At 71.2% G+C, this 20,514-nt stretch carries 20 protein-coding genes and 1 pseudogene; 3 read left to right on the top strand and 18 right to left on the bottom strand.

The window, feature by feature from the left end; all coding sequences use genetic code 11:
* Positions 1-27 precede the first annotated feature (27 nt).
* The 13 genes from H5J31_RS04820 to H5J31_RS04760 all read right to left on the bottom strand — a co-directional run bounded on the left by H5J31_RS04820 (position 28) and on the right by H5J31_RS04760 (position 12,031).
* Positions 28-804, bottom strand: coding sequence for an ABC transporter ATP-binding protein (locus H5J31_RS04820; protein ID WP_181771222.1), 777 nt, complete (start codon positions 802-804; stop codon positions 28-30).
* Entirely contained in the window at positions 801-1,823 is a 1,023-nt protein-coding gene (locus tag H5J31_RS04815) for a FecCD family ABC transporter permease (RefSeq protein WP_181771221.1), read from the bottom strand. The genes H5J31_RS04820 and H5J31_RS04815 overlap by 4 nt, the downstream gene beginning before the upstream one ends.
* On the bottom strand, positions 1,820-2,803 hold the full coding sequence (locus H5J31_RS04810; RefSeq protein ID WP_181771220.1) for a FecCD family ABC transporter permease: 984 nt from the start codon (positions 2,801-2,803) through the stop codon (positions 1,820-1,822). Before H5J31_RS04810 ends, H5J31_RS04815 begins: the two co-directional genes overlap by 4 nt.
* Positions 2,800-3,804: an ABC transporter substrate-binding protein gene (locus tag H5J31_RS04805; RefSeq protein WP_181771219.1), complete on the bottom strand. Its 1,005-nt coding sequence runs from the start codon at positions 3,802-3,804 to the stop codon at positions 2,800-2,802. Before H5J31_RS04805 ends, H5J31_RS04810 begins: the two co-directional genes overlap by 4 nt.
* Positions 3,805-3,850: 46 nt before the next feature.
* Positions 3,851-4,702, bottom strand: coding sequence for a siderophore-interacting protein (locus H5J31_RS04800; RefSeq protein WP_181771218.1), 852 nt, complete (start codon positions 4,700-4,702; stop codon positions 3,851-3,853).
* Positions 4,699-4,932, bottom strand: coding sequence for a phosphopantetheine-binding protein (locus tag H5J31_RS04795; RefSeq protein WP_181771217.1), 234 nt, complete (start codon positions 4,930-4,932; stop codon positions 4,699-4,701). The genes H5J31_RS04800 and H5J31_RS04795 overlap by 4 nt, the downstream gene beginning before the upstream one ends.
* Positions 4,929-5,603, bottom strand: coding sequence for an isochorismatase family protein (locus H5J31_RS04790; protein WP_181771216.1), 675 nt, complete (start codon positions 5,601-5,603; stop codon positions 4,929-4,931). The genes H5J31_RS04795 and H5J31_RS04790 overlap by 4 nt, the downstream gene beginning before the upstream one ends.
* Complete coding sequence (locus tag H5J31_RS04785) at positions 5,600-7,222, bottom strand: (2,3-dihydroxybenzoyl)adenylate synthase (protein WP_181771215.1); 1,623 nt, start codon at positions 7,220-7,222, stop codon at positions 5,600-5,602. The genes H5J31_RS04790 and H5J31_RS04785 overlap by 4 nt, the downstream gene beginning before the upstream one ends.
* On the bottom strand, positions 7,219-8,415 hold the full coding sequence (locus H5J31_RS04780; RefSeq protein WP_181771214.1) for an isochorismate synthase: 1,197 nt from the start codon (positions 8,413-8,415) through the stop codon (positions 7,219-7,221). The genes H5J31_RS04785 and H5J31_RS04780 overlap by 4 nt, the downstream gene beginning before the upstream one ends.
* 169 nt (positions 8,416-8,584) lie before the next feature.
* Positions 8,585-9,334, bottom strand: coding sequence for a 2,3-dihydro-2,3-dihydroxybenzoate dehydrogenase (gene dhbA, locus H5J31_RS04775; protein ID WP_181771213.1), 750 nt, complete (start codon positions 9,332-9,334; stop codon positions 8,585-8,587).
* A 110-nt stretch (positions 9,335-9,444) separates the two neighbouring features.
* Positions 9,445-9,903: a GerMN domain-containing protein gene (locus tag H5J31_RS04770; RefSeq protein ID WP_181771212.1), complete on the bottom strand. Its 459-nt coding sequence runs from the start codon at positions 9,901-9,903 to the stop codon at positions 9,445-9,447.
* On the bottom strand, positions 9,900-11,300 hold the full coding sequence (locus H5J31_RS04765) for an ATP-binding protein (RefSeq protein ID WP_181771211.1): 1,401 nt from the start codon (positions 11,298-11,300) through the stop codon (positions 9,900-9,902). The genes H5J31_RS04770 and H5J31_RS04765 overlap by 4 nt, the downstream gene beginning before the upstream one ends.
* The gene (locus H5J31_RS04760; protein ID WP_328701375.1) at positions 11,297-12,031 is read right to left on the bottom strand and encodes a response regulator transcription factor; all 735 of its coding nucleotides are present in this window, start codon (positions 12,029-12,031) and stop codon (positions 11,297-11,299) included. The genes H5J31_RS04765 and H5J31_RS04760 overlap by 4 nt, the downstream gene beginning before the upstream one ends.
* 154 nt (positions 12,032-12,185) lie before the next feature.
* Here H5J31_RS04760 and H5J31_RS04755 point away from each other — a divergent pair.
* Positions 12,186-12,692: pseudogene (locus H5J31_RS04755) on the top strand (M15 family metallopeptidase); the annotation flags it as partial.
* A gap of 47 nt (positions 12,693-12,739) precedes the next feature.
* Here the strand turns inward: H5J31_RS04755 and H5J31_RS04750 are convergent.
* A complete protein-coding gene (locus tag H5J31_RS04750; protein ID WP_181771210.1) occupies positions 12,740-13,756 on the bottom strand; it encodes an NAD(P)H-binding protein in 1,017 nt (338 codons plus the stop codon).
* A 99-nt stretch (positions 13,757-13,855) separates the two neighbouring features.
* On the opposite strand from H5J31_RS04750, the gene H5J31_RS04745 reads away from it, so the two are divergent.
* Complete coding sequence (locus H5J31_RS04745) at positions 13,856-14,809, top strand: helix-turn-helix domain-containing protein (protein WP_207897455.1); 954 nt, start codon at positions 13,856-13,858, stop codon at positions 14,807-14,809.
* On the opposite strand, the gene H5J31_RS04740 is transcribed toward H5J31_RS04745, so the two are convergent.
* Genes H5J31_RS04740 through H5J31_RS04725 form a run of 4 tightly spaced genes read right to left on the bottom strand, consistent with a single transcriptional unit; the run spans position 14,790 to position 19,645 of the window.
* Positions 14,790-15,608 carry an SGNH/GDSL hydrolase family protein gene (locus tag H5J31_RS04740; protein ID WP_181771208.1) on the bottom strand — a complete coding sequence of 273 codons (819 nt, stop codon included), beginning with the start codon at positions 15,606-15,608 and terminating at the stop codon, positions 14,790-14,792. The two genes, H5J31_RS04745 and H5J31_RS04740, sit on opposite strands and share 20 nt — an antisense overlap.
* 17 nt (positions 15,609-15,625) lie before the next feature.
* Positions 15,626-16,921 (bottom strand): carboxyl transferase domain-containing protein, encoded by a 1,296-nt coding sequence (locus H5J31_RS04735; protein WP_181771207.1) that lies wholly within the window; start codon positions 16,919-16,921, stop codon positions 15,626-15,628.
* Positions 16,914-18,350, bottom strand: a complete 1,437-nt coding sequence (locus H5J31_RS04730; RefSeq protein WP_181771206.1) for an acyl-CoA synthetase — start codon at positions 18,348-18,350, stop codon at positions 16,914-16,916. Before H5J31_RS04730 ends, H5J31_RS04735 begins: the two co-directional genes overlap by 8 nt.
* An 11-nt stretch (positions 18,351-18,361) precedes the next feature.
* Positions 18,362-19,645: an SLC13 family permease gene (locus H5J31_RS04725; RefSeq protein ID WP_181771205.1), complete on the bottom strand. Its 1,284-nt coding sequence runs from the start codon at positions 19,643-19,645 to the stop codon at positions 18,362-18,364.
* Positions 19,646-19,782: 137 nt separating this feature from the next.
* Here H5J31_RS04725 and H5J31_RS04720 point away from each other — a divergent pair, with 137 nt between their 5' ends.
* Complete coding sequence (locus H5J31_RS04720; protein WP_181771204.1) at positions 19,783-20,487, top strand: FadR/GntR family transcriptional regulator; 705 nt, start codon at positions 19,783-19,785, stop codon at positions 20,485-20,487.
* Positions 20,488-20,514: the final 27 nt, after the last annotated feature.

Here is a 20,514-nt window from a genome sequence, read left to right as displayed (position 1 = left end):
GGTGCTCCAGGGATCAGGGGGTCGCGCTCAGAGCGCGGGCACGACCATCGGGGTGCCGGTCACCGGATCGGGTACGACGACGCTGGGGAGATCGAAGACCTCCTTCATCAGCTCCGCGTCGACGATCTCGGCGGGGGCGCCTTCGGCCACGATCCGGCCGTCTCGCAAAGCGACGAGATGGTCGGCGTAGCGGCAGGCCTGGTTGATGTCGTGCAGGACGGCGATCACCGTGCGGCCCTCGTCGCGCAGCCGCCCCAGCAGTTCCAGCAGCTGGTACTGATGCGCGATGTCGAGGAAGGACGTCGGTTCGTCCAGCAGGAGGTACGGCGTCCGCTGCGACAGCACCAGCGCCACCCACACGCGCTGACGCTGTCCGCCGGACAGTTCCTGCACCGGCCGGTCGGAGAGGCCCGCGACACCGGCCGCGGTCATCGCCTCCAGCACCGCCCGTTCGTCCTCTTCGGACCACGACGCGAACAGCGACTGATGCGGGAACCGGCCGCGCGCGACCAGTTGCCGGACCCGGACGTCCTCCGGCGCGACCGGGTCCTGCGGCAGGAAACCGAGCTCCCGCGCCAAACCCTTGCCGGGGAACGAACCGACCTCCTTGCCGTCCAGCAGCACCTCGCCCTCGGTCGGGCGCAGCAGCCGGACGAACGCGCGCAGCAAGGTCGACTTGCCGCAGGCGTTCGGTCCGACGACGGCGGTGAACGCGGCGTCGGGCACATCGAGGCTCAGCCGGGTCGAAACGATCCGGTCGCCATAGCGCAGGGTGAGGTCCCGCGCGGTCAAACGGGCACTCATGTGCGCCGCACCTCCTTGGTGAGCAGCCAGATCAGGTAGCCGCCGCCGATCACGGTGCTGACCACACCGACCGGCAGCGATTCCGGCGCCAGCAGCATCTGGGCGGTCAGGTCGGCACCCGCCAGCAGCACGGCGCCGGTGAGGGCGGCGGGCAGCAGCGAGATGCCGGGTGTGCGGGCCAGCCGCCGTCCGATCTGCGGCGCCGCCAGCGCGATGAACGCGATGGGCCCGGCGACGGCGGTGACCGTGGCCGTGCAGCCGACCCCGATCAGCACCAGGACCAGCCGCAGCCGGTCCCACCGGACGCCGGTGGTGACCGCCAGCGCGCCGCCGAGCGCGGCTTGGTGCAACGCGGGTGCCCGGGTGAACAGCACGGTGAACAGCACCGCGAGCACCCCGAACGGGATGGCGATGTCGTCCCAGCCGACGCCGTTGAGCGAACCGGCGTTCCAGCCGACCGCGGCGATCGCGATCTCCAGTTCGGCGCGCAGCACGATCCACGAGTTGAGCGCGGTCAGCATCGCGTTGATCGCGATCCCGATGACGATCAGCCGCAGACCGGAAAGCCCGCCACCTAGGGAAAGCGCGTACACGATGGCGGCTGTGATCACCCCGCCGAGGACCGAGCCGATCGTCAGCTGGGTCGACGTTCCCGAAAGGACGGTGATCGCGACCAGTGCGCCGGTGTAGGCGCCGGCGTCGAGACCGATGACGTCCGGGCTGCCGAGCGGGTTGCGGGTGATGTTCTGGAAGATCGCGCCCGCCAGGCCGAGCGCGGCACCGAACACCAGCCCGGCCAGGACCCGGGGCAGCCGCCATTCGCGGATGACGACGCCCGGTCCGCCACCGGCACCGCCGAGCGCGGCGAACACGCGGGCGGGACTCGCCCACGACGCGCCGTAGCAGAGCCCGAGTAGCGTCAGGCCGGCGATGAGCACGATCATCACCGCGAGGAAGACGAGGGTGCGGCGTTCCAGCCGGGCGGAGAACCGCCCGCGCCGCAGGACCAGTGCGTTCACAGTGGCGCCGCCCCGTATTTGCGGACGGCCCAGATCAGCACCGGGCCGCCGAGGAACGCGGTCACGATCGCGACCGGGACCTCGCCGGTCGGCAACAGGACCCGGGAACCGATGTCCGCGGCCAGCATCAGGACCGGGCCGAGCACTGCGGCGAACGCGATGAGCCACGGGATCGACGCGCCCGCCACCCGGCGGGCCAGATGCGGCACGATCAGCCCGACGAACAGGATCGGCCCGGCCAGTGCGGTGGCCGCGCCCGCCATCAGGGTGATCAGCAGCAGGGTGATCGTGCGGACGCGGGCGACGTTGGCGCCGAGCGTATGGGCGACCGTCTCGCCGAGCGCGATGGCGTTGAGCTGACGGCTCACCGCGAACGCACCCAGCAGCGACAGGCCGATCACGATCAGCGGCACCGTGGTCGGCGCCTGTTCGCGACCGGCCAGCGAACCCACCGACCAGAACCGGTAGACGTCGAAGGTGTCCGGGAACAGCAGCCGCAGGCCGAGGGTGAGGCCCAGCAGCACGGCGCTCAGCGCGGTCCCGGCGAGCACCAGCCGCAGCGGCGACCGGTGGCCGACCGCGTAGACCAGCACCGCGGCCCCGATCGCGCCGACCACCGCCAAGCCCAGTTCGGCCAGCGCCGACGCCATGAGGCCGAACGCCGAACCCAGCGCGATGGCGAACCCGGCGCCGGCGGTCACGCCGAGCACACCGGGTTCCGCCAAGGCGTTGCGCGACAAGGCCTGCACGAGCACTCCCCCGACGGCCAGTGCCGCGCCGACGGCGACGGCGAGGACCGCCCTCGGCATCCGGATGTCCAGGACCACCGCCCGGTCACTCGGGTTCCCGTCGCCCAGCAGGGCGCGCACGACCTCGCCGGGGGCGATGGCGTGCGCGCCGATGCCGACGCTCAGCACGGCGACCACGACGAGCCCGAGCAGTGCGGCGCCGAGCAGCGCGGACCGCCCGGTCGTGGTCACTGCTTGAGCAGCGGCGCGAACGCCTGGTCCGCGGCGTCCAAAGTGGACGTAGCGGCCCGGTAGGTGGCGGCTTCGGTGTAGCGGAAGGCGTAGACCTTGCCGGCCTTCACCGCGGGCAGTTCCTTCCACAGCGGCGAGTCGAGGACGTACTTCACCGGCGCCGGGACGGAACCGTCGGCGCTGACCGAGTAGGTGATCGCGTCGGCCTGGGCGAACGCGGTCGAGAGCTCTTCGATCGACGGGTACTCGCTGACGTCCTTGGAGCCGCCGCCCTTGACCTTCACCTGACCGTAGTAGGTCGCGCCGAGGTCCTGGGCGATGTTGGTGCCCCAGGAACCGTTGAACTCACGCTGGAAGTTGCCCTTGGCGACCTCGCCGTACGCACCGACGTGGCCCAGCTTCAGCTGCGGCAGCACGGCCTTGTACTTGTCGGCCAGGCCCTTGGCCTTGGTGTCGTACGCGGTCTTGACGGCGTCGAACCCGGCGACCGCACCGGCGGCGTCGGCCTGCTTACGGGAGAGGTCGCGCCACATCGCCGGCACGGACGGGCCGATCGCGACCACCGGGGCGATCGCTTCGAGACGCTTGATGTCGATGTCGGCGAGCACCGGCTTCGGCACGCCGATGACGATGAGGTCGGGGTCCGCCTGCGCGATCGCCTCGTAGTTCGTCTCCGCCGCCGACTCGCCCGCGACCTTCGCCAGCTCGTCGTACTTCTTGCGCTCCTGCTCGTTGAACAGCGGGATGCCGCGCTTCCAGCTGGAGACGCCGACCAGCGGGGCGCCCGCTTCGAGCAACGCCGGCACGGCGTACCCGGTGGCGATGACCCGCTTCGGCGAGACCGGGATGGTGATCTGGCCGTTGTCGGCGGCGAACACCCGGGTCTGGCCGCTGTCGGCCGTTCCTCCGGCGTCTTCCGAACCGCAGGCGGTGGCCGTGACGACGACCGTCAAGGCGAGCGCGAGCGCTCCGGTGAGGCGGCGGGTTCTTGTGGTGCGCATGGATTTCCTCGTTTTTCGGGGGGGGTGGGGCAAGGGTGGAGGTGGTTCAGTGGTCGTGCTCGTCGTCGAAGTCGGCGACGCCGCGCTTCCAGTAGCCGGTGACGTCCTGGTCGGCCTTGCCGAGGCCCAGGTCCTTGAGCCAGCGGCGCAGCGGTTTGATCTGCCCGGCCTCCCCTGCGACCCAGGCGTAGAGCCGCTCGCCTTCGGGGACTTCGATCGTCCGCACGGCGCGGGCGAGCACGTCGGAAACCCCCGGGGCCGCGTCGCCGCGATGCAGCCAGTGCACCTCGACGTCCTCGGGCGCGGACAGCTCGATCTCTTCGCTCTCGTCGGCGACCTCGATGAACGCCCAGCCCGCGGCGGTCCGCGGCAGTTCCTCGAGCCAGCGCGCGATCGCGGGCAGCGCGGTGATGTCGCCCGCGAGCAGGTAGCGGTCGTAGTTGTGCGGCACGATCAGCCCGCCGGGCGGCCCCGCGACGTGCACGGGAGTGCCCGGGGCGACGGCCTTGGCCCAGTCGGAGCCGAGTCCGCCGTCGTGCACGGCGACGTCGAGGTCGAGCTCCCCGGAAACCGGGTCGTAGCGCCGGACCGTGTACTCACGCGACGTCGGCGAGGGCTTCGGCCAGCGCAGCATGTCGCCGTCCTGGACCGGAAGCCTCGGCTCCGGGTCCAGCTCCGGGAACAGCACCTTCACGTGTTCGTCGGGCGAATGCGCCTCGAACCCGGCCGTGCCGGGCCCGCCGAGCGTGACGCGGAGCAGTCCGGACCCGATCATCGCGGTGCGGACGACTTCGGCCGTCCGCACGCGGATCGGGTACGGCACCTTCTCGGCGCCCTGGCCGGCGCGGACCTCGGCGATCCGTTCGAGGTGGCGGTGCCGGTGGTCGGCGCGGCTCATGCGGCGCTCCCGGCGACGATCTTCGTCCAGTGGCCCAGATTGGGCTGCTCGGCGAGGTCGGCGAACTCCAGGGTGTCCGCGCCCTCGGAACGCCACTGCTCGACCAGTCCCATGATGCGCATCGAGTCGAGGCCGAGATCGGTCAGGTCGGTCTCGGCGGTCAGCTCGGCCGGGTCGCAGCCGAGCAGTTCGGCGACGTCGGCGTGGATCTTCTCGGCGGTCAGGCTCATCGGGGAACTCCGGTCGGGATCGTGGCCATCGCCGCGAGCGCGGCGGCCGTCGTGGTCAGGGCGCCGCAACGCTGGGCGACGTACTCGCAGGCCTGGTCGTGACGTTCGCGGGAGAAGTCCGCGACCGCGTCACCGACCAGGAACGGCTGGATGTCGCGCATGAAGGCCTCGACGGCCGTCGCCTGACAGCCGATATGCGCGTAGACACCGGTGATCAGCAGCTGATCACGGCCGGCTTCGGCGAGCTGCTCGGTGAACGTGCTGCGCTGGAAGGCGCTGTAGCGCCACTTCGTCAGCACGGCGTCGCCGGGCTTCGGGGCGAGTTCGTCGACGACGTCGGCGGCACCCGGGTCCTCGTCGATGACCGCGCCGATGCCGTCACCCCAGAACTCGGTGAGCAGACCGCGGTCCTCGGCGGCCTGGTGCCCGGGCTGCGCGGTGTAGAACACCGGGACCCCGGCCGCTCGGGCGGCGTCGGCCAGCGCGGCGATGTTCGCGACCATCTCGGGGACGGGCGCCCCCTCGAACGGCGCCAGGAAGTAGCGCTGGGCGTCGTGCACCAGCAGCGCCATGCGGGAGGGATCGGGTTTCCAGCCGACCCGTCCGGCGGGCAACTCGGCCTCGGTCGGCAACGAGTAGGACCGGATCTTGGGCAGTGACACGACTTTCATCCCTCCTTCGCCAGGGCGGCCAAGGCCGCCCGCAGCTCACGCTTGCTGGTCTTGCCGACGCCGGTCACCGGGAACTCCGGTACCACCTGGACCAGATCGGGCACCTTGAACGCCGCCACCCCGCGCTCCCGCACGAACCGGCGCAGTTCCGCCGCGGCGGGCTCGGCTCCGGCAGCGGGAACGACGTAGGCGCAGGTGCGCTCGCCCAGGTAGGGGTCGGGCACCGCGACGACGGCGGCGTCGAGCACACCGGGGTGGGCCATCAGATGGTTCTCGACCTCTTCCGCGGCGACCTTCTCACCGCCGCGGTTGATCTGTTCCTTGGCCCGGCCGACCACTTCGAGGTGGCCGGAGGGGTTCTGCCGGACCAGATCCCCGGTCCGGTAGAAGCCGTCCTCGGTGAAGGCGGTCTTGTTGTGCTCGGTGGCCCGGTAGTAGCCGCGGATCGTGTACGGGCCGCGGGTCAGCAGCGCGCCGATCTCGCCCGGCGCGACGAGGTCGTCCGAAGTGGACAGTGGATCGTCCGGGTTCACGACGCGGATCTCGTCGTCCGGCGAGATCGGCCGTCCCTGCGTGGCGAGGACGTACTCGTCCGGATCGTCGAGGCGGGTGTAGCAGACCAAGCCCTCGGCCATGCCGAACACCTGCTGCAGACGGCAACCCAGCGCGGGACCGATCTTCTCGGCGAGTTCGCGGGCGCATTTGGCCCCGCCGACCAGCAGGACGTCCAAAGTGGACAGGTCGCGGGTGGTCCGCGCGGCGGCCTGCGCCCACGCGGCGGCCAGCGGCGGCACCAGCCCGGTGATCGTGACACCCTCGGCCTCGATCAGCCGGAACGCGGTGTCGGCGTCCGGACGCGGCGCGAACACCGTCGCGGCGCCCGCGTGCAGCGCGCCGAGCAGTCCGGGCGAGCTGAGCGGGAAGTTGTGTGCGACCGGCAACGCGGCCAGGTGGACGCTTTCCGGGCGCAGGCCGCAGATTCGCGCGCTCTCGCGGACGCTGTAGAGGTAGTCGTCGTGCGTGCGCGGGATCAGTTTCGGCAATCCGGTGCTGCCACCGGACAGCTGGAGGAACGCGACACCGGAGGGATCCGGGTCCGGCAGCGCCCGTGGAGTGGTCGCCTCCAGTGCGGCGAACTCCTCGGTGCCGACGACGAAGACGTCCCGTACCGACGCGACTTCGGCCGCGGTCGCCTTCGCCAGGGCCGCGTGGTCGAAGCGTTCGTGCTCGCCGACGGTCACGATCGCGACGGCGTCGCTCTGTCCGGCGAAATGCCGCAGTTCGCTGGCGCGGTGCGCGGGAAGCGCGAAGACCGGCAAGGCGCCGGCGCGCCACAGGCCGAAGACGACGGACGCGAACTCGGGCACGTTCGGCAGTTGGACGACGACCCGGTCGCCCGCACCGATCCCGGCTCCGGCGAACCCCGCCGCCAGCCGGTGCGCCCGCTCGTCCAGTTCGGCGAACGTCCAGCGCGCGGTCTCCCCGATCACGGCGAGCCGTTCGGCGTAGGCCTCGGCGAGGCTGGTGAGCAGCGCGCCGAAGGTCTGGCCGCGCCAGTATCCCGAAGCGCGGTAACGAGCGGCGGTCTCGGGCGGCCAGGGCACGTGGTCCGGGTTCACGCCGCCCCCTCCAGACCCAGCGCGCGCAGCAGCGTCCCGAACTTGGCGCCGGTTTCGGCGAGTTCGGCCTCCGGGTCTGACCCCGCGACGACCCCGGCGCCGGCGAACAGCCGCACGGTGCGGTCACGGACCTCGGCGCAGCGGATCGTGACGACCCATTCGCCGTCGCCGTCCGGACCGGTCCAGCCGACCAGACCCGCGTAGTAGCCGCGGTCCTCGGGTTCGAGCGCGGCGATGGTGTCGCGGGCGAGCACGGTCGGGACGCCGCAGACCGCGGGCGTCGGGTGCAGGGCTTCGGCCAACGCGAGCGCGGACGAACCGGCGTCGTCCGGGTCGGCGAGCCGTCCGCTGATCCGCGTCGAGAGGTGCCACATCGTGGGCGTGCCGATCACCTCGGGATCAGCGGGGACGTCGAGGTCGACACAGAACCGGCCCAGCACCTCGGCCACCTGCGCGGCGACGTGGGCGTGTTCGGCGCGATCCTTCTCCGACGCCAGCAGATCGCCGATCAGGCGGGCGTTCTCGGCCTCGTCCGCGACGCGCGGACGGGAACCGGCCAGCGGATTCGCCGTCACCGTCCGGCCGCGACGAGAGACCAGCAGTTCCGGGCTGGCGCCGACCAGCGTGCGCGGCGCGGCCTCTCCCGGCGCGCTGACGTCGACGGCGAACGCGTGCGCCGCCGGGTCGGCGTGCACGAGCCGGGCCAGCAACCGCGGCACGGCGACGGGGTCGCCACCGGTGACGTCGAGACAGCGGGCCAGCACGATCTTGCGCAGGTCACCGTCGCGGATCTCCTCCAGTGCCCTGGCGACGGCGCCGGTGTACACCTCGGGCGCGGGTCGCGGGGTCACCGACCAGGAGCCACCGCCGAGCGCTGCCACCGGACGTCCCGGCCCCGGCGCGCCCGCCCGGCGGACCACCGCGGGCACCACCAGGCTGCTCGGGGCGTCGGGCCGGAAGCCGATCGCGCCGGCCACCACGGGGTCGATCACCCCGGCCACCAGCGCGGCGTCGAGGACTTCGGCGGCGGCCCGGGCGCGCCTGCCCGGAGCCGCGTGGACCGGGGAATACACCCCGTCGCCCAGCAACGATCCCCGCGCGGAGGAGTAGTAGAACGATCCGGGCAGGTACGCCGCCAGCAGATCGGCCGCCTGGTGGACCGGCCGAGGTCGGGCCGGTGCAGGTGAGGACACGACAGGATTCCCTTTCGCAAATACTACTGACCAGGTGTGCACTCGAGTCGTGCTGCAGTGCCGCATGCCGGCGCGGTACGCGACCCCCCGGACGCGCCGAACACCCTTACTTTTCGGTTAGCCTAACCTAATCGTACGGTCCCGAAAAGTCTTCGTTGCGTCATCGAGATCACGCCCGTAGCGTCGCGCCGCCGTCGACGTAGAGGTTCTGCATGGTGATGTGCCGCGCGCGGTCGGAGGCCAAAAACAGTACGGCGTCAGCGATATCGGCGGGATCGGCTATCCGGCCCAGTGGTATGCCGACACGGTATTGCTCCGGATTTCCCGCGATGACACGGTCCGCGCCGTTTTCGTCCGTCCACAGTAGACGTTGCATGTCGGTGTCGGTCGAGCCGGGCGAGACGACGTTGCACCGGATTCCGGAGCCCGCCAGTTCGAGGCCGAGACAGCGGGTCAGCATGGTCGCCGCGGCCTTGGAAGCGGCATAGGCGGCCATCCCGGTCCTCGGGACACCGGCGGCGTTCGACCCGACCGTCACCAGCACACCACCGCGCCGCGGCAGCATCCGCCGGGAGATCTCGCGAAGCACGGTGAACACACCGGTGGAGTTGACCGCGAACGTCGCCGCCCAGTCCTCGTCGCTGGTCTCGCACACCGACCCGGGTTTCAGTACGCCCGCGACGGACGCCCCGATCCCGATCGGCCCGAGTTCGCGTTCGACCTGGTCGACCACCCTCGCCACGGCGGCGGGATCCCCGACGTCCGCGACGAACGAGGTCACCCCGTCGCGCGGAGCCCCTTTCACCAGGTCCACCGCCGCCACGATCGCACCGGCCCCGGCCAGCCCGTCCACGACGGCCGCCCCGATCCCGCGCGCACCTCCGGTCACGAGCGCGACCTTGCCCTCGATCCCTTCCACGCCACAACCACCCCACGTCCGTTTTGCTTAGCCTTGCCTAAGTTAGCTGTCAAAACCGGACAAAGCGAGGGAGCGACACCGGTGATTCAGGCCACTTCGGTCCCGCGGCCTCACCCCGGTAGCGGGCAGGACAGCGGACCGCGTTCGTTTCCGCCGCCCAGCAAGGTGATCCGGACGCCCGCACTGAGTGAATCCCTGGCGGTGCAGACGATCTGGTCGACGGCCCGTGCGGAAAGCCCCGCGACGTCGGCCGAGAGGGTCACCGTGACACCGTCGGGCCTGGCGACGTGGTCGAGCACCGTGGTGCCGGGCGGGACTTCGGTGGTGTAGCGCTGTTCGCGTTCATTCTCGTCCGGCCCGCCCGCGAGCAGATCGATCGTCGCCGCCGGGGACAGCGCCTCGGCGAGCGGGCGCAGCACCCGCACCGGTTGCCCGTCCGTCAGGAAATAGAGCCCCGCCCCGTTGGCCGGGCCCGACGGCGCGGGGGCGCCCCGGATCACCGCACTGGGCCGGATGCCGCAGCCGGCCACCGCCAGCACGAGCAGCGGGACGAACCAGGACTTCCTCATGCCGTCACCTCCTGCCAGGGCAGGCGGAGGGTGAACACCGCACCGCCGTCCGGCCGGTTCGCCGCGATCAGGGCCCCGCCGTGCAGGCGCGCGTTCTCCCACGCGATCGCGAGGCCGAGGCCGCTGCCGCCGGATCGCGCCCTGGCGGTGTCCGCCTTGTAGAACCGGTCGAACACACGCGACAACGCCTCGGGGCTCAGCCCGGGCCCGCGATCCGTGACCTCCAGTGTGATCCACTCCCCTTCCGCGGCGAACCGGAGCGAGACCGGCTTTTCCCCGTGCCGCAAAGCGTTCCCGACCAGATTCGCCACCACGACGTCCAGCCGCCGCGGGTCCAGCCGGGCGAACACTCCGGACGGCAGGTCGGTCTCCACCTCGTCGGTCCAGCCCCGGATGCGCAGGCTCGCCGCCACCACTTCCGCGACGTCGACCTCCTCCGGCGCGAGGGCCGCCGCCCCGGCGTCGAACCGTGAGATCTCGATGAGGTCGTTGACCAGCCGGGTCAGATGGTGCGTCTCGTCGATGGTCAGCCGCGCCGCGCGGCCCGCGTCCCCGGAGAGGTCCTCCTGCTCCAGCACGTCCGCGACCGCGGTCATCGCGGCGAGCGGGGTGCGGAGTTCGTGGGAGACGTCGGCGACGAACCGCCGTGCGTCGGCCTCCATCCGTTCCAGTTCACGAACATGACGTTGCAGCGCCGCGGCCGTGTCGTTGAAGGTCTGCGCCACACCCGCCAGTTCGTCGGATCCGCGGACGTCGATCCTGGTCCTCAGGTCGCCCTCGCCCAGCCGCCGCGCGCCTTCGCCGAGTTCGCGCACCGGACGCAGCACGCCTCGCGCGGCCACCAGCGCCAGCCCGATGGCGAAGACCAGGGCCACCCCGCCGATCAGCCAGGCCCGGGTGGCGAGCTCGCCGATGCTCAGCTCCTCGGCCTCCATGCTGCGGGAGATGTAGGCCTCGATACCCGACGACTGCAGGCGCCCACCCGGGAGCACGACGGTGAACCTGGTACCCACCACCAGCATCGGCGTCTTCCCGACGAGAACCCGTTGCCAGGCCACGTCTCCCGACCGGACCTGCTCGCGAAGCTCCGGCGAGATAAGGGATCGCAGCTGCTCGTTGCCGACGGCCTTGTCCTCGTACAGGACCAGGGTTCCGAGGTCGCGGGCGGTCAGCTCGCGGTTGATCCGGTTCAGCGTCCCGTCGCTCGGCGGCAACGAGCCCAGCGGATACAACGCCTCGGCCTTGTCGACCAGGAGCCGGGCCGTGGAGTCCTGCGCCTGCTGGAGGATCGTGGTGCGGGACAGCACGTAGTTGCCGCCCGCGACCGTCGCCGCGGTGATCACGACCAGCAGGCTGAACGCGAGCAACAGCCGAGTGCGCAGACCCCAGAGCTTCACAGGGGCCCGAACCGGTAGCCGAACCCGCGGACGGTCTGCACGTACACCGGCGCGGAGGAGTCGTCCTCGATCTTCGCCCGCAGCCGTTGCACGCAGGCGTCGACGACGCGGGAGTCGCCGAAGTAGCCGTGCTCCCAGACGTTCTCCAGGAGATACTGACGGCTGAGCACCCGCCCGGGGACCTGGGACAGTTCCAGCAGCAGCCGCAGTTCGGTCGGCGCGAGGGCGACGGGCTTGCCGCCCTTGGTCACCGTCAGCCCGGCCCGGTCGACCCCGAGATCGCCGTGCTGCTCGATCCCCGGCTGCGGCGGCCCGAGCCGCGACGGCTGCCCACTGCGGCGCAGCACCGCGCGGATCCGTGCCTCCAGCACCTGCGCCCTGGCCGGTTTGACCACGTAGTCGTCCGCGCCGGCGGCGAGCCCGGCCACCACGTCGATGTCGTCGTTGCGCGCGGTGAGCATGATGATCGGCAGGTCGCCCGCGGCCCGGATCCGGCGGCAGACCTCGAAACCGTCGAGGCCGGGCAGCATCAGGTCGAGGACGACGACGTCCGGCGGCCGCGACGCGAGCCGCGCCAGGCCCTCCTCGCCGGTGCCCACCGCGTCGACGGCGTGGCCGCGCCCGCCCAGCGCCATGCTGAGCCCGTCACGGACGGCCTGGTCGTCTTCGATGAGCAGCACCCTGGGCATGCCGACGACTATCGCAGCGCCGGACGGAATCCGCTCGTCCATGACACGTCAGGATGCCCGCCCGGGTTCCGCGGAGCGTCCGCGTGATGTCTTCGTTCTGTCACAGCGTGGTCCGTGCGGAACGGTGACATTTCCGTCGGCGTCCGCGCACATCGCCGGGATCGGGGCGGGACAAGCGTCGTCGACCGTGGAAGCCATGAACGAACAACGGGTTTTCGCGCTGGTCACCCGCTTCCTCGCGATCCTGCTGCTGATCCCGGCGTGGCTGCGCTCCCCCGGCCGTGCCCGGCGGCTCGCCTGTGGCTGGGCGCTGTCGCTGCGCTTCCCGGCCGAGGACCTCTCCGGACTCTCCGCCGGGACCCTCGCCGCGTTCACCGCGGCCAGGACCGAGGCGTTCTGGCGGCACCGCACGCTGATCGGTCTCACCTCGGGCCATCGCGATGCCGCCGAGCAGCACCGGCTCTTCCTCGCCGAAGTAGCCAAGACCGGTTCCGAACAGGCCGCGCGGCGACGAGTCCTCCCGGCGAAGGACTCGGTGCACGTCAGAGGTATCGCGCTGGACATCCGGCCACGCGAAGGCGCCCAGTGGCTCGAGGACAACGGGTCCCGCTTCGCGCTGTACCGGACCTATGACAACGAATGGTGGCATTTCGAGTACCGGCCCGGCGAGACTCCGCCGGCGCGGTTGCCGCATCCCGGCTGGCTGGTGACCGGCACTGCCCGCGCAATTAGTCCTCTGAATGCGTTCTTTCACGGCCTCTCGACGGTGACGTGCGGTGCGAGAGCGGCCAGGAAGTCGGCCGCGTCGAACGCCTCCCCGGCGGAAACCACACCACTCGCCTTCACCCGGCCGTCGAGCACCCGCTCCACCGCCTCCACCACGAGCGGAGCCGTGACCGCGTAGATGTCCTGTCCCCTCGCGACGATCCGCCGCTCCTCCGCACCGCGACGTACGACGACGTCGACCACGAAGGTCTGCGCGGACCGGCCGCTCTCATCCGCTGCGGCGGGCGTCGGTGTGTCGGGGGCGACGACGTCCTTCGCGGCGTCGGCGGTCATGTAGGTGACCACCTCGGGAATGGCCAGGTGACTCGGGACGGTGACGACGTCGGCCATGGTGAACTCGCCGAGCACCGCCCGCTTTCCCAGCGGTGCGGGGAAGTCCCAGTCGAGCGACGGCAGAGCGTCGTCACGGTGTTCCAGCCGTCCGCCGCTGAAGCGGAGCCGCTGCCCGTTCCGCCGTTCCCGTGAAACCTTGCCGGCGGCGCGGGTCCCGGGCGTCGGATGCCAGTTGCTCAGCGCGTAGGCGACATGCGCCTCGTCGGCCGACGTCCAGTCCCCCATCGCATCGGTGACCAGCAGATCGCCGAGCCCGCCGAAGAAGGCCATCGCCGGGATCACGGTCGCACCCGCGGCACGGTCTGCGAAGTGCGCGAAGGTGTCGACGTTCGCTTCGATCTCGGCGGCCACGTCCAAGTACGGGATCCCCGCCCTCAGCGCGGCCTCGATCACCGGAGCGCCGGTGTCCGCGAACGGTCCCGCGGCGTTGATGACCGCGTCGGCGCCTTCCAGCGCGCCGTCGAGCGAGGCCACGACGCTGATCGCGGCCTGCCGGACCTCGATCCCCGGCCCGGCGAGGTCGCGCAGTCTCGTCTCGTCCCGCCCCAGCGCGAGCACCTCGAAACCACGCGAACGCAGTTCCGCCACCACGAACCGGCCGGTGTGCCCGTACGCACCGAACACCGCGACCTTGTACCCCGTACCCATCGGTTCTCCAACCCTCGGCTGATCCACTGTGGACCATCCTGCCGACGGGATCCCGCGACCGACAGTGTCCGGAACGCCATCATGCGTACACTTTCGGACATGAGCACTGTCGCCCTCGCCGCCACGGACGGGATGCTGCATTTCGAGCTGGCCATCGCCTCCGAGGTCTTCGGCACGGGCCTGCCCGGCTACGGGCCTTGGTACGACCTCGCCGTCTGCGGTTCGGCCACGGTGCGGGTCGGCAGGTTCGACCTCGAACCCGAGCACGGTCTCGACCACCTGGCCCGGGCGGACACGGTGATCGTCCCCGGCTGGGCGGACGTCGACGTCGATCCGCCCACCGACCTCGTCGAGGCCGTCCGGGTCGCGCACGAGGCGGGTGCCCGGGTGGCGTCCCTCTGCACCGGCGCGTTCGTACTGGCGGCCGCCGGTCTCCTGGACGGCCGCCGCGCGACGACGCATTGGGCGCATACCGAGGTCCTGGCCGCCCGTTATCCGCTGGTGGAGGTCGACCCCGACGTCCTCTACGTCGACAACGGCAGCGTGCTCACCTCCGCGGGCAAGGCCGCCGCGATGGATCTGTGCCTGCACCTGGTCCGCTCCGACCACGGTTCGGCGGTCGCGAACACCGTCGCCCGGCGTCTGGTCGTCCCACCGCACCGCGCGGGCGGCCAGGCCCAGTTCGTCACCACCCCGGTCCCGGACCAGGACGACCATCCGCTCGGCGGGCTGCTGCCCTGGGTGACCGAACGGCTGGACCGGCCGCTGACCGTCGAAGACCTCGCACGCCAGGCGAAGATGAGCTCACGCAACCTGGCGCGGCATTTCCGGACGTCGACGGGCACCACCCCGCTGCGCTGGCTGCTGAACCAGCGGATCCGCCGCGCGCAGGAACTGCTGGAGCGGACCGACGACAGCGTCGACGCGATCGCGGAGGCCACCGGGATGGGGACCGCCGCGACACTTCGCCGCCACTTCAACCGCACCGTCGGCGTGCCACCGGACAGCTACCGCCGGACATTCCGCGCCCAGGCTAAGGAATCCGTGCGGTGACGAGGTTCGCCACGGCCGCCATCCCGGCCTCGTTGGGGTGGTACGGGACGCGACCGGCCGCCGTCACGTAGCGCTCCATCCAGGGAGCCGCCGCGCAGCCATCGTGGTTCGCGCTCACCGCCGCCGCGGGGACCAGGGTCGCGCGTTCGCTCCGAGCGGCACGCCTGGTCGCCGCCGCGAGCTTGTCGGCGATCTCGCGTTCGAAGGCCAGCTGCTCCGAGGTGAGCGGGACGCCCTCACAGGCCGACGCGCCGCGCGGCACGATCGTCAGGTAGTCGACGACCAGCACTCGCGCCCGCGGTGCGCGCTGGTGCACCGCCGCGATGACGGCCCCGATCTTTTCGTGCACCGTGCCGAGCGCCGTCCGGATCCCGGTCTGGTCCACCTGGCCACAGTTCGTGCCGCCACTGTTCTGGCAGGAATAGGTGAAGAGACTGCCGACGTAGCCGACGTCGTTGCCGCCGATGGTGACCGTGACGAGCCGGGTGTCCGGGGTGACGGCCTCGATCTGCGGCGGCTGTCCCGCCTGCCCGGTGGCGAGGATGTTCGCGGTGGTGGCGCCACTGCAGGTGACGTCGGTGAGAACGAGCCCGCGCTTCTCGGCGACGAGGCTCGCGTAGTTCTTCATCGAGCGTCCGCACGCGGCCGGCGTTCCGGCTCGCAGAGGCGGGATTCCGGGACCTGCGGCGAAGGAGCTGCCCATGGCGACGTATCGGGCGGCGCCTTCGGCCTGGGCGGGTGTGGCGAGGACGACGAGCGTGACCGCGGCGGCCACCGCGACCGCCATTCGCTTGAGCATGGCGAACTCCCCTTTTCTCACGAACGAACCGGTTCGGATCCCACGATGCCGTCGATGACACCGAGGGCGAGCAGATCTTCGGGACGAAGTTTCAGATCGCCTGCGAGGGCGGGCACTTCTTCCTTGCCACGCTTGAGGATCCCGGCCGCCAGTTCCGGCGCGATGACGGAGAAGCAGGCGTCCGGGGTGAGCCAGATCCGGTCCGCCGAACAGAAGGCGAGCGCTCCGCCCGAGCCTCCTTCGCCGACGACCAAGGTCGTGATCGGCACTCCCGCGGCGGCGACGGCGCCGAAGAGTTCGGCGATCGCGTTCCCGGCTCCCGCTGTCTCCGCGCCTGGGCTCGCGTCCGCGCCCGGGGTGTCGACGAGAGTCAGTACCGGCAGGCCCAGCCGGTCGGCGAACCGGATCAGCCGGGTCGCCGTACGGAACCCGGCGGGCTTGGTCGCCGTGCCCGTCTGCGCCGCGAACGCGATCGACCGGCCGCCGCGAGCGCCGATCCCGCAGAGAACCCCGTCTTCGGCGCCGCCACGGATAAAGCCGTAGGTGTCGAAATAGTCGTCGAGATAGGCGTCGGCACGCGGCCGGTCGGGCGACCGGGTTCGGAGAACGGCCTGCCAGCCGTCCGGTGCCGGTTCGAGCGCGCCGAGCGCCCGGGGCACGTCCGCCGGCTGTTTCGCGCCGCCGGTCAGAAGGCCGAGCCAGGCCTCCAGCCGGTCGGCGAGCGCGTCCTCCGCCACCAGTTCGTCGATGTACCCGGCCGCGTACTGGCTTTCCGCCGTATACGCGGGATCGTCCGCGAACCGCTCCGGCCGCACGCGACGGCCCGCGAACCCGACCTGCGCGCCCGGCACCCCGAGGACGACGTCGGCGTCGGCTCCGAGGGAGGCCCACACCCCGCCGGTGGTCGGATGCCGCGCGACGGTGAGGTGCGGAAGTCCCGCCTCGCGCAGCCGCACCAGTCCTCGCGCGACGCGCTGCAGTTGCCGCAGCGCCGGGACTCCTTCCTGCATCCGCGTGCCACCCGTGGAAAGCAGGGACACGACGGGAAGGCCGAGTGAGCGGGCACGGTCGAGCGCCTGCTCGATCCGGGCGCCGGTCCCGGTCCCGACCGAGCCGCCGAGGAACCCGAACTCGAAGCGGATCACCACGATCTCGTGGCCCCCGATCTTCGCGCGTCCGCAGACGACGGATTCGGCCGTACCCGTGCGTTCCCCGGCACGCGCCAAGGAGGCGTCGTAGCCGTCCCAGCCCAGCGGTCCGCCCGGTTCGGGCGAAGGTCCGTCCACGGTGAACTCGACGAAGCCGTCAAACATGGAGTGCCCGCTTGAGGACCTTGCCCATCTCGTTGCGCGGCAACGCTTCCAGGTAGCGGACCACTCGCGGGCGCTTGTGGGGCGAGAGCAGCTTCGCGACGTGGTCGGCGAGTTCGTCGGCCGTCGGCGTGGGTTCGGCGGGGACGACCCACGCGACGATCCGCTCGCCGAGGTCGTCGTCCGGTTCCCCGGTGACGGCCGCCTCGGCCACCCCCGGATGTTCCAGGAGCGCGTTCTCGATCTCCCCCGCGCCGATCTTGTAGCCGCCGCTCTTGATCAGGTCGGTCGCACGGCGGCCCACGATCCGCACGTAGCCGTCCGGGTCGCGCACCGCCATGTCGCCGGTGCGGAACCAGCCGTCGTGCAGTGCGGCTTCGGTGGCGTCCGGCCGGTTCAGGTACCCGGTGAACAGATTCGGCCCGCGCACCTCGATCTCCCCGACCGTTTCGCCGTCGACGGCGTCGAACGGGACACCGGCGTCGTCGACCAGGCGCAGTTCGACCCCCGGCACCGGCAAACCGACGGCGCCTGGGCGACGGTCCCCGTTCGCCCGCACTCCGCAATTCATCAACGTCTCGGTCATGCCATAGCGTTCGACCACCCGCTGCCCGGTCGCGGCGGCGATCCGCTCGTGGTCGGCCGCCGGGAGCGCCGCGGAGCCGGAGACCAGCAGCCTCGCCGCGCCGATACCGGCGGCCACCGCGGGATCGGCTTCGCAGTCGGCCGCCAGCCGGTGGTACATCGTCGGGACACCGAAGAGCATCGTGCCCTCCCCCGCGAGTTCCTTCGCGGCGGCCTCACTGGCGAACCGCCCGAGATGATGCAGCGCACCGCCGCGCCGCAGCGGCCCGACGACGCCGAGGATCAGGCCGTGGACGTGGAAGAGCGGGAGGGCGTGCACGAGGACGTCGTCGGCGGTCCACTCCCAGATCTCGGCGAGCGCGTCAAGACTCGACGCCACTGCGCGGCGCGGAAGCACGACGCCCTTCGGCGGGCCGGTGGTCCCGGAGGTGTAGACGACGAAGGCCGGTGTCTCCGGATCCGGTTCCTCGCCCGGCCACGGCGTGCCCGGCGCGTCCAGTTCGACCGCGATCCGGGGCAGGGCCCCGAGTTCCGCGGGCAACGCGGCGTCCGGTGCGGCCAGCACTCCTTCCGGCTCGCTGTCGGCGAGGATATGCGCCAGTTCGCGCGATCCGGCCTTCGGGTTGACCGGCACCACCGGGACACCGGCGGTCAGCGCGGCGACGACGGCGACGCAGGTCTGGATCGTCGGCGTCGCCCACACCGCCACTCGCGTACGGCCCGCGAGCTCGGCGGCGAGCGCCCCCGCGACGGACGCGAGTTCGCCGTAGGTCAGGACGTCGGCACCGAACCGCAGGGCGACGCGGTCGTTCCCGGCGACCAGGCCGGACAGCAGACGCGATGTCATGGATCTCCTCCTCAGCCCCATCCGGGCACGACGAACACGAGCCAGGCGATCAGCGGCACCACGGCCACCACGAGCGCCCCGTACACGAGAAGTTGTTTGAAGAACTTGTCCCGGTCGACGTCCTTCGCGTTGGCGAGGACGAGCGCGCCGTTGGTAGAGAACGGGCTGACGTCCACCATCGTCGCCGAGACCGCGAGGGCCGCGATCATGCCGACCGGCCCGATCGTGCCCAGCGCCAAGAACGGCACGGCGAGCGGGATGAGCGCGCCCATAAGCCCGACCGAGGACGCGAAGGCCGAGACGATGCCGCCGATGTAGCAGAGCAGAAGCGCGGCCAGCAAAGGGATCCCGACGTTGCTGACACCGTTGCCCACGTAGTCGATCGTGCCGATTTCCTTGAGCACGGCCACGTAGGTGAGCACACCGCAGATCAGCAGCACGGTCGGCCAGGTGATCTCACCGACGGCGGAACGGCTGGTCTTGGGCCACACGACGCTCAGCAGGACGGCCACCGTGATGGCGGTCAGGCCCGGGTCGAGATCGAAGACCAGAGTGCCGACGACGAGCGCCACCAGCCCGGCGAGCGTGGCGATCTTGGGACCGTCCAAGGGAATCCGCTGTTCATGTGGCAGCGGTTCCTCGTCCGTCTCCTCGTCGCTCGTGGGTGCGCCGGCCGTCACGAGCTGACGCCGCCGCAGTTTGGTCCCGCCGAGGACGACGAACAGGACCGCCGCGATGGCCAGGTTCATGAACAGGCTCGCGAGGAACAGCACGAGCGGGTTCCCCGCGATGTGGTTGCGGTCCACGATCCCGTTGACGATCGAGCCGTACACGCTGATCGGCGAGAACCCGCCGCCCTGCGCGCCGTGCACCACCATCGCGCCCATGAGCAGCGGGCTGATCTTGTAGCGGGCCGCGAACCCGAGGGCGATCGGCGCGACGATGGCGCAGGCGGCCGGGCTGACCGCGCCGATCGCGGTCAGCGCGCCGGTGACCACGAACATCACCCACGGGATGAGCGCGATCCGGCCGCCGACGAGCCGGACGGCCGCGGCCACCAGCCAGTCGGTGGTGCCGTTGGACCTGGCGATGGCGAACAGGTAGGTGACCCCCACCAGCACCACGAAGATGTCGCCGGGGAAACCGGCGAAGATGCCGTCGGTGTCCAGGCCACCGGCGAGGGTGCCGACGAGGAACGCGCCGGCGAAGGCGAGCGCCCCCATGTTGATCGAGCGGGTCGTGGCGAGGGCGAAGATCACCACGAGGACGAGGATCGAGATCAGCTGGGCGGACATGACCGTCCTCCTTGACGGCGGGAGCCCTTGCTAAGTGGGCTAGTGGCTCAGCCACTTTCCCTGTGACCGCGACCACCTGTCAACCCACAAGTGGTAAATTGGCTGAGCCACTTGTCCAGGACGAGCGAGGGGGACCCGTGCCGGAGGCGTTGAGCCGGTTGAACCGGGCGAAGCTCTACGAGCAGGTCGTCGAGCGGATCAAGGCGCACGTCGAGGAGTCCGGCCTGCACGCGGGCGACAAGCTCCCGAGCGAACGCGATCTCGCCGAACGGCTCGGGGTCAGCCGCGCGTCGATCAAGCAGGCGATCGTCGTCCTCGAGGTGCAGGGCCTGCTCGAATCCCGCCACGGCGGCGGCACCTACCTGCGCAACGACCACCTCGACGTCGAACCGGTCGACGAACTCGTGGCCCGCCGGCGCCGCCTTCCCGAAGTACTCGAAGCCCGCGAGGCGATGGAGACCAAACTCGCCGAACTGGCCGCACTGCGGCGTTCCGACGCGGACATCGCCGCCATCGACGCGGCGCTGGAGTACATGGCGACCGAGATCGAAGACGGCGGCAACGGCGGCGAAGGCGACCGGCGGTTCCACGAAGCGATCACCGCCGCCGCCAGCAACAGCCTCCTCGCCGAGTTCATGCGCTCGATAGACGCGCAGATCGCGGAAAGCCGCACCGAGTCACTGCGCCAGCCCGGACGGCCGTCGCGGTCACTGATTCAGCACCACAAGATCGCCGACGCCATCCGCAAAGGCGACCCGAAGGCCGCGGCGAGCGCGATGCGGCGGCACGTCCAGACGGTCAGCAAGGTGCGATTGTTGACCTGGGACCCGCAGGCGGAATAGCGGTCGTGAGCGACCTGCCGCACGGAA

The organism is Amycolatopsis pittospori, assembly GCF_013870525.1.
GTDB lineage: Bacteria > Actinomycetota > Actinomycetes > Mycobacteriales > Pseudonocardiaceae > Amycolatopsis > Amycolatopsis pittospori.
Note: the sequence above shows the minus strand (reverse complement) of the source record. Positions and strands in the feature narration are given on the sequence as shown.

Bases quoted from the DNA above. Each gene is read 5' to 3' on its own strand.
- H5J31_RS04820 (WP_181771222.1), bottom strand. From the start codon at position 804: ATGAGTGCCCGTTTGACCGCGCGGGACCTCACCCTGCGCTATGGCGAC.
- H5J31_RS04805 (WP_181771219.1), bottom strand. From the start codon at position 3,804: ATGCGCACCACAAGAACCCGCCGCCTCACCGGAGCGCTCGCGCTCGCC.
- H5J31_RS04800 (WP_181771218.1), bottom strand. From the start codon at position 4,702: ATGAGCCGCGCCGACCACCGGCACCGCCACCTCGAACGGATCGCCGAG.
- H5J31_RS04795 (WP_181771217.1), bottom strand. From the start codon at position 4,932: ATGAGCCTGACCGCCGAGAAGATCCACGCCGACGTCGCCGAACTGCTC.
- H5J31_RS04790 (WP_181771216.1), bottom strand. From the start codon at position 5,603: ATGAAAGTCGTGTCACTGCCCAAGATCCGGTCCTACTCGTTGCCGACC.
- H5J31_RS04770 (WP_181771212.1), bottom strand. From the start codon at position 9,903: ATGAGGAAGTCCTGGTTCGTCCCGCTGCTCGTGCTGGCGGTGGCCGGC.
- H5J31_RS04760 (WP_328701375.1), bottom strand. From the start codon at position 12,031: ATGGACGAGCGGATTCCGTCCGGCGCTGCGATAGTCGTCGGCATGCCC.
- H5J31_RS04750 (WP_181771210.1), bottom strand. From the start codon at position 13,756: ATGGGTACGGGGTACAAGGTCGCGGTGTTCGGTGCGTACGGGCACACC.
- H5J31_RS04745 (WP_207897455.1), top strand. From the start codon at position 13,856: ATGAGCACTGTCGCCCTCGCCGCCACGGACGGGATGCTGCATTTCGAG.
- H5J31_RS04740 (WP_181771208.1), bottom strand. From the start codon at position 15,608: ATGCTCAAGCGAATGGCGGTCGCGGTGGCCGCCGCGGTCACGCTCGTC.
- H5J31_RS04735 (WP_181771207.1), bottom strand. From the start codon at position 16,921: ATGTTTGACGGCTTCGTCGAGTTCACCGTGGACGGACCTTCGCCCGAA.
- H5J31_RS04730 (WP_181771206.1), bottom strand. From the start codon at position 18,350: ATGACATCGCGTCTGCTGTCCGGCCTGGTCGCCGGGAACGACCGCGTC.
- H5J31_RS04725 (WP_181771205.1), bottom strand. From the start codon at position 19,645: ATGTCCGCCCAGCTGATCTCGATCCTCGTCCTCGTGGTGATCTTCGCC.